The organism is Brevundimonas denitrificans, from assembly GCF_030160755.1.
GTDB classification, from domain to species: Bacteria; Pseudomonadota; Alphaproteobacteria; order Caulobacterales; family Caulobacteraceae; genus Brevundimonas; species Brevundimonas denitrificans.
The window spans coordinates 1-6983 of record NZ_BSOY01000096.1 but is presented as its reverse complement, the minus strand read 5'-3'; the positions used below and the strand labels follow the sequence as shown (position 1 = coordinate 6983).

The following is a 6983-nucleotide window of genomic DNA, read 5'->3' as shown; positions in this document are numbered from 1 at the left end:
CGCCGCCTGCACCACCCGCTCGACCGGCAGGGCGTCCCCGTCCGGCCAGCCCAGCGCCCAGGCCACGCCCGCGCTCGTCGTCGCCACCGCCTTCGCCCCCAGCGACGCCACCAGGGCCGCCGAGCCGCCGTCCCAGGCGTTGGGCAGGATCAGCAGGCCGTCGCGATGCAGGGCGTGGAAGGGGGTCATGAACGGGTCTCCGGTTGCGCCCCGATACTGCCGCGCTCGTCCCGCTTCGTCTCGCGGTTTTCGGACCGTCACAGCCCGCCCTGCTGACACCCTGCTGTCAGCAGCCTCCGCCGCCCCCGCGCGTTCACTGGCGAACCCGCCCCCCGCGTCCTAGATTGCGTTCATGAACCGTTCCAGCTCGCCCAAGGGCGCCGCGCCCCGCACCGCCAAGCCGGTCCACGTCCGCGGCGAGTCCGTGGCCGAGGCCCCGACCGCCTTCCTGCGCGACGACGACGGCGCGGCCGCCCGCATGCCGGTCAAGACCCCGCACATGCCGATGTTCGCCCCCGTCGCCGGCCCGCGCCTGACGCCGGAGGAGGCCCCGGGCAAGCCCTCGGACTGGACCCCGCACCGCCCCGACCGGCCGCAGGACCGCAAACACATCCCCTTCCGGCTGGAGACGAAATACACCCCCGCCGGCGACCAGCCCGCCGCCATCAAGGAGCTCGTCGCTACGGCGAACACCGGCGAGCGCGACCAGGTCCTGCTCGGCGTCACCGGCTCGGGCAAGACCTTCACCATGGCCAAGGTCATCGAACAGACCCAGCGCCCGGCCCTGATCCTCGCCCCCAACAAGACCCTCGCCGCCCAGCTCTATTCCGAGTTCAAGAGCTTCTTCCCCGACAACGCCGTCGAGTATTTCGTCTCCTACTACGACTACTATCAGCCGGAAGCTTATGTCCCGAAATCAGACACTTACATCGAAAAGGACTCGTCCATAAACGAGCAGATCGACCGCATGCGCCACTCGGCGACGCGGGCGATCCTCGAGCGGGACGACGTCATCGTCGTCGCCTCGGTCAGCTGCATCTACGGCATCGGCTCGGTCGAGACCTATACCGCCATGACCTTCACCCTGAAGGTCGGCGACCAGATCGACGAGTCCAAACTCCGCGCCGACCTGATCGCGCTCCAGTACAAGCGCAACGACCTGAATTTCGACCGCGGCATGTTCCGCAAGCGCGGCGACGTGCTGGAGATCTTCCCCGTCCACATGGAGGACCGCGCCTGGCGCATCCAGCTGTTCGGCGACGAGCTGGAATCCATCCAGGAGTTCGACCCCCTGACGGGCAAGAAGACCGCCGACCTCACCGAGATCACCGTCTACGCCGCCAGCCACTACGTCACCCCGCGCCCGTCGCTGAACCAGGCCATCACCGGCATCAAGGCCGAGCTGAAGGAGACGCTCGACTGGATGGTCGAGAACGGCAAGCTGCTGGAGGCCCAGCGCCTCGAACAGCGCGTCCGCTTCGATCTGGAGATGATGGAGGCCACCGGCTCCTGCGCCGGCATCGAGAACTACAGCCGCTGGCTGACCGGCCGCGCGCCCGGCGAGCCGCCGCCGACCTTCTTCGAATACATCCCCGACAACGCCCTGCTGTTCGTCGACGAGAGCCACGTCACCGTCGGCCAGATCAGCGGCATGTACCGCGGCGACTACCGCCGCAAATCCACCCTGGCCGAATACGGCTTCCGCCTGCCCAGCTGTATCGACAACCGCCCGCTGAAGTTCGACGAATGGGACGCCATGCGGCCCCAGACCGTCTTCGTCACCGCCACCCCCGGCCCGTGGGAGATGGAGCGCACCGGCGGCGTCTTCACCGAACAGGTCATCCGCCCCACCGGCCTGATCGACCCCCCGGTCGAGATCCGCCCGGTCAGCGGGACCACCCGCAACCAGGTCGACGACGTCATCGACGAGGTCAAACAGGTCGCCCGCAACGGCTATCGCTCGCTGGTCACCGTTCTGACCAAGAAGATGGCCGAGGACCTGACCGAATACATGCACGAACAGGGCGTCCGCGTCCGCTACATGCACTCCGACGTCGACACCCTCGAGCGGATCGAGATCCTGCGCGACCTGCGCATGGGCGCCTTCGACGTCCTGATCGGCATCAACCTGCTGCGCGAGGGCCTCGACATCCCCGAGTGCGGCCTGGTCGCCATCCTCGACGCCGACAAGGAGGGCTTCCTGCGCTCCGAGACCTCGCTGATCCAGACGATTGGCCGGGCAGCGCGCAACGTCGACGGAAGAGTCATCCTCTACGCCGACCGCATGACCGGCTCGATGGAGCGCGCCATCGCCGAGACCAACCGCCGCCGCGAAAAGCAGGAGGCCTACAACGCCGAACACGGCATCACCCCGGAGTCGGTCAAGCGCGACATCCGCGAGATCATGGCCAGCCCCTACGAGAGCCGCGCCCTCGACAAACTGACCGCCCCGGGCATGAAGGAGGAGTCCAAACCCTTCACCGGCTCCAACTTCCAGGCCGCCCTCAAGGACATCGAAAGCCGCATGCGCAACGCCGCCGCCAACCTCGAATTCGAGGAGGCCGCCCGCCTGCGCGACGAGATCAAGCGGATGAAGCTGATGGACCTGGAGTTCGCCAATGAGGTCCTGACCGCCGAGGGCGAGACGGTCGACAAGTCCGCGCCGAAGCGCTGGCGGGCCGAGGCGGCGGCGGAGAAGGCGGAGGCGTTCCGGAAGGGGCGGTAGGGGGGCGGCGCGGGGCAGCCCCGCCACTAGAATTCAGAGACGCCCGGGCCTTTGAAGTCGCCGGTACGCCTGTTTGTCTTGTCAGGTTCACTGGAGCCGGTAACTCGGCGGCGTATTTCGGACGCCGCACTGAGCAGGACCACTTCGTCCTCCCGCATTCTCATCAATCCGTTGCTTTTGCGGGCAATATTCTTGAGCGCCTCCCTCACGATATCTCGTGTCAGCTGGGGCTGTGCGCCAAGCAGTCGACCGTGCAAGAACGCGACGTCCATTGGGGCGCCAATTAGCATCGAAGACGTTTGCTCGATCGAGTCGAGCAGCGCTCTCTCGATATCCTCTCGATTGCCATTTGGCTCACTAAGCAACGCCTCAACAGCGGCCTTAACATCTGTGGGGGAGAAATGGCCCTCAATAATGTCGGCGATCTGAGCCGCGCTTATATGCCTATCTTCAGCAGCGTCGACTACTCGAGACAAATCGCTGATAGTCCAGCAGGATATCTTACCGAATTTTGCTCTCCATTCAGCAGCGCTGGTCTCCTCGGCTCCTGGGTAACCCGGTGCGATAAGAATGCAACCTTGGGCGAGTTCTTTCTCCATGTGCTCGGTGAGACCCGCAAAGTCGATTGCCGAAAGACTTGGTGCGGGCTTGAGAGTAGACTTTGCCTCAAGCGTGTACTTCTTTTCTTCGCCGGGCCTGATATAGAAGCGGGCCACGCCATCTGGCCGACCGGCCCCTGCGACATGCTTGGCGATGAATCCAAACGAGCGCATTGCCGCTACCAAGGCTACCTCGAGGTCATCCTTGTCTCCACTAGCTTCTCGAAGCTCGTGAGCGATGTTCTTTAAAGAGTACGACTGGTTCTTTGCAAGTGCTCTAATGAGGGTGTCGCGAGCTTGAAGGATTTCACCGATTGTCGACAAGTCGATACCAGCTTCCCGCATATACACTTCAAGCATTGCTTCAGCGGTTACAAAATCTTCCAATAGACGTCTTGATTGGTAGTCATCGGCATACTCTTTAACCAGTTCGTGGCTTTCGTTTAGAATGAACGTAAGTTCATCGGGACGATATTGAACAAGCCTGCCGTTCGGGCCGAGATCTTCTATTCGATATGAATACAGACCAGTGCGCGGTTCATAAAGTTTCTTGACGAACTCGCCGATCTCGCCGCCGGGGACCCCAAGATAAAACCAACCGTCATCGGCATCCGCTCCGGCGCCATCGCCACCGAATTGCTGAAGCACGTCCGCTACAGGAACCTCGACTAGACGATTGCTAACTGGGTTTCGGCCCAGTTCCTTTTGCTTCCGTTCCTTCGCAATCCATTCAGCTATTAGCTGATCGTGTTTGGAGCGACATGCATTGAAGATTTCTCGCGCCAGAGCTTGGACGACCTCGCGCTTCTTGGAATCTCCTACCCCTTCTCTCGGCGCCGTGAGCTGATCGTCTAGGTCGTCGGCATTTATCGTTGCGCGGAATCTGTTCCACGTACGAAAGGCACGCGGCGTCATGCCGAAGAGGGCGTCTCGCTCGTTGACGAGCCGGTTCCGTACTCGAACAAAAAACCCGTAGCTGCGGCCAAGGTCTCCGCTTTTCCCTGCGTTCAGGGTGCTCCCGAACACCGCGGCGTCAAACGATAGGCCGGATGGGAAGGTGTCAGAAATCAGCTTGCCGTCGGAAAACGTAAAAGTCTCACCAGCAGCAGCGTTCAGCCGCTCAATCCTATCCTGGTCAAAATCGGATGTGGAATAGGTGAACCACGGCGTTACGTCCTTGCTGCTCTTGATATTCTCGCTCCCCAGATGGAGCGCAAAATCCTCCGTTATTGGCATGGCGGTGGAAAGCACCCACCTCAGCTTCCCGACTGACATACCGGCAGCAGTTGGCTTAAGATTAGTAAGAATGCAGGCGGTCCACCGATCCTGCGCTGAATACCAATCCGAAGCCGGTACGCTGTATTCCGACGCGGTTTGGATAATCGAATCGAAATCAGGTGTGCCGATTTGCGCGCTCGATACAGGGAGTTCGAAGTCCTCTTCCTGTTCGTCAAAATCGCGAAAATCGACGGTGATTGCGCGAACGTAGTCACCGACTCTGCTAACGTAAGTTATCGTGTGGGCGAGCGCAGAGGCTGCGAGTTTTCCAATACCAAACTTGCCGATCTGGGTTCTATGGACGCGCTTTTTGTATTCTTCGTCGCGACGTTTAGGGCTACGACCGATAACCCAAAGATCTTGGAGGCCGTCCAGATCCATTCCGATCCCGTCGTCCAAGATCGAAACGTAGCTTTTTGTTTGGTTGGCAGCGACCTTAACCCAGCAGTTCTTGGAATCTGCATCGAAGGAATTTACGACCAACTCTTCGACGGCTTTTATTGGCGATTGATAAAGCTGTTGGGATAGAAGCGGTACAAGATCCTTGGCTAATCGCACCTTTATCTTGTCTGACGTCGAGCCGACCGCAATGAGCCGGTCAGTGGTGCTATGTAGCGTAGAAGGCATCTGGATGCCGGCTCCCCAAAACCGTAGATTGAGCTAGGCCTCTCAGCTCAGGACTGTCAACGTTGACGTGGGAATGATGTCCAAGCGTGGGACGACGAGTCGGATCGGGAACCGATTCTAAACCAGCTCTACCTTCAGCCCCCGCCCCACCACCTTCGCGGCGCGGCTCAGGGTTTCCAGCGTCACGTTGAATTCCTCCGGGTCCAGCACCCGGTTCAGCTGCGCCCGGCTGGTGTCCATTTCGGCGGCCATGCCGGACAGGGTCATCTTCCGGTCGGTCATGGCCTGACGCAGCTGGAGGGCGATCACGCTCTTGATCGCGCGCAGGGTGACCTCTTCCCGGATGCCGTCCTCGTCGAGGAAGTCGTCCAGGGAGCTGAGGTCAGACGGATCACGGAACTTCATTTCACTCATGGCGGCCTCTCTAAAGGCTGCGCTCCTTCATTCGCCTCAACGCGATATCGATCTCGGCTTTCGGCGTCTTCTGCGACTTCTTGAGGAAGCCGTGCACCACGACCAGCGCCTTGTGGGCCGCGTCGTGGAAGAAGATCATCCGCACCTCACGGTTCCCGGCGAGGCTCGACCGAACCTCCCACAGTCCGCCGCCGAGTGAGCGGCACAGTGGTAGGCCAATCGGAAAGCCGATCTGGACCCGCTTGAGGTCATGGCCGAGGATCGCGCGATCCTGCCTGTCAAATGAGCGCAGCCACTCCCTGATTACGTCCCGACCCGCAACGGTCTGATAGAAGAGGACCCTGTGCATATGCAGCTCCGCCGTGCATAGTTATACAACCCTGCATGGCGGGCACAACGCCCTTCCTCTGCCTCGACCGACGCCAAGGCTTGCGGACGCAATGTACCATAAATGATCCGCTATGCAAGTCGGCGGACAATGGAAGGATGCGAAGCCGAACCTCAACGCACGGAGGGCCGCACCCCCTGATCCTTCTCCCATTGGGTGGAGGAGGGTCGGCGGAGCCGATCCGACGACGGGTGCCCCGTAGGGGCGGATGTGGGTCGGCTGGTTGCAGCGGCGAAGCCGCCCCCGGGCGTTCGACCCTCACCCTTTCGCGCAAGGACGACCGCTACGCGGTCGTGCGCTCAAGCCCTCTCCCAACGGGAGAGGGAGGACCGCTGACAATCCGCCGATTGTCAGCATAATCCGCCACCCAGCGTCCCCTCCCGACCCCAATCCTTTCAACCCCTTGCGCCCCGCGCCCGGTCTTTTCGCCCCTTTCAGCCCGCCGTAGGAACCGCCCGCCGCAGACTCCGCCGCCTCAACACGGAGCGGAGACGATGGAAAAGACAAAAAAGAGAAAACCCGACGCCCTCGATCGCGCGATCAAGCGCATGGAGGCCGTCGAACGCCTTGCCCGCGAGGCGCGGGCGGTGGCGTCCATGCCGACCGGAACCCCGACGCTCGACGCGGTCCAGGACGCGGCCATGGCGGAAATCGAGCGGGCGGTGGCGGCGCTGAAGCGCGATCAGGCGAGAGAGCGTCGATGAAGGCCCTGCCGAAGACCCGCTATGTCACCGTGGCGGCGGAGACCTGGGGCCTGATCCGGGGGGCCTATCTGTCGGGCCTGTCGGCGCCGACGGTGGCGGCGCGGTTCGGGGTGTCGGTGACGGCCCTGCGCAAACATGCGGCGAAGGAGGGCTGGACCAAACGGGCCTTCGCCGCGCGGCAGGCGTCGGCTCGGTCGGCGCCGCCTTCGGGACCCGCGCCCGCCGCCCCCGCAGACGGCCCGCCCGAC

7 protein-coding genes are annotated in these 6983 nt (G+C 62.4%); 3 read left to right on the top strand and 4 right to left on the bottom strand.

Annotated features, from left to right (window positions below; genetic code table 11):
* Positions 1-189 (bottom strand): isocitrate lyase/phosphoenolpyruvate mutase family protein (locus QQJ79_RS14325; protein WP_284223597.1); only part of this gene is annotated, 189 nt, incomplete at its 3' end.
* Between the two features lie 310 nt (positions 190-499).
* Here QQJ79_RS14325 and uvrB point away from each other — a divergent pair.
* A complete protein-coding gene (gene uvrB / locus QQJ79_RS14320; RefSeq protein ID WP_284223598.1) occupies positions 500-2725 on the top strand; it encodes an excinuclease ABC subunit UvrB in 2226 nt (741 codons plus the stop codon).
* Between the two features lie 26 nt (positions 2726-2751).
* Here uvrB and QQJ79_RS14315 read toward each other — a convergent pair whose 3' ends face one another.
* The 3 genes from QQJ79_RS14315 to QQJ79_RS14305 all read right to left on the bottom strand — a co-directional run bounded on the left by QQJ79_RS14315 (position 2752) and on the right by QQJ79_RS14305 (position 5992).
* Positions 2752-5229 carry an ATP-binding protein gene (locus tag QQJ79_RS14315; protein ID WP_284223596.1) on the bottom strand — a complete coding sequence of 826 codons (2478 nt, stop codon included), beginning with the start codon at positions 5227-5229 and terminating at the stop codon, positions 2752-2754.
* Between the two features lie 117 nt (positions 5230-5346).
* On the bottom strand, positions 5347-5643 hold the full coding sequence (locus QQJ79_RS14310; protein ID WP_284223595.1) for a helix-turn-helix domain-containing protein: 297 nt from the start codon (positions 5641-5643) through the stop codon (positions 5347-5349).
* A gap of 10 nt (positions 5644-5653) precedes the next feature.
* Positions 5654-5992, bottom strand: coding sequence for a type II toxin-antitoxin system RelE/ParE family toxin (locus QQJ79_RS14305; protein WP_284223594.1), 339 nt, complete (start codon positions 5990-5992; stop codon positions 5654-5656).
* Between the two features lie 533 nt (positions 5993-6525).
* Between QQJ79_RS14305 and QQJ79_RS14300 the strand changes: the two genes are divergently transcribed.
* Both QQJ79_RS14300 and QQJ79_RS14295 read left to right on the top strand, forming a co-directional pair.
* Positions 6526-6735 carry a hypothetical protein gene (locus QQJ79_RS14300; RefSeq protein WP_284223593.1) on the top strand — a complete coding sequence of 70 codons (210 nt, stop codon included), beginning with the start codon at positions 6526-6528 and terminating at the stop codon, positions 6733-6735.
* Positions 6732-6983 (top strand): hypothetical protein (locus QQJ79_RS14295; RefSeq protein WP_284223592.1); only part of this gene is annotated, 252 nt, incomplete at its 3' end. The genes QQJ79_RS14300 and QQJ79_RS14295, both read left to right, overlap by 4 nt.

Bases quoted from the DNA above. Each gene is read 5' to 3' on its own strand.
- uvrB (WP_284223598.1), top strand. From the start codon at position 500: ATGCCGATGTTCGCCCCCGTCGCCGGCCCGCGCCTGACGCCGGAGGAG.
- QQJ79_RS14305 (WP_284223594.1), bottom strand. From the start codon at position 5,992: ATGCACAGGGTCCTCTTCTATCAGACCGTTGCGGGTCGGGACGTAATC.
- QQJ79_RS14315 (WP_284223596.1), bottom strand. From the start codon at position 5,229: ATGCCTTCTACGCTACATAGCACCACTGACCGGCTCATTGCGGTCGGC.
- QQJ79_RS14300 (WP_284223593.1), top strand. From the start codon at position 6,526: ATGGAAAAGACAAAAAAGAGAAAACCCGACGCCCTCGATCGCGCGATC.
- QQJ79_RS14310 (WP_284223595.1), bottom strand. From the start codon at position 5,643: ATGAGTGAAATGAAGTTCCGTGATCCGTCTGACCTCAGCTCCCTGGAC.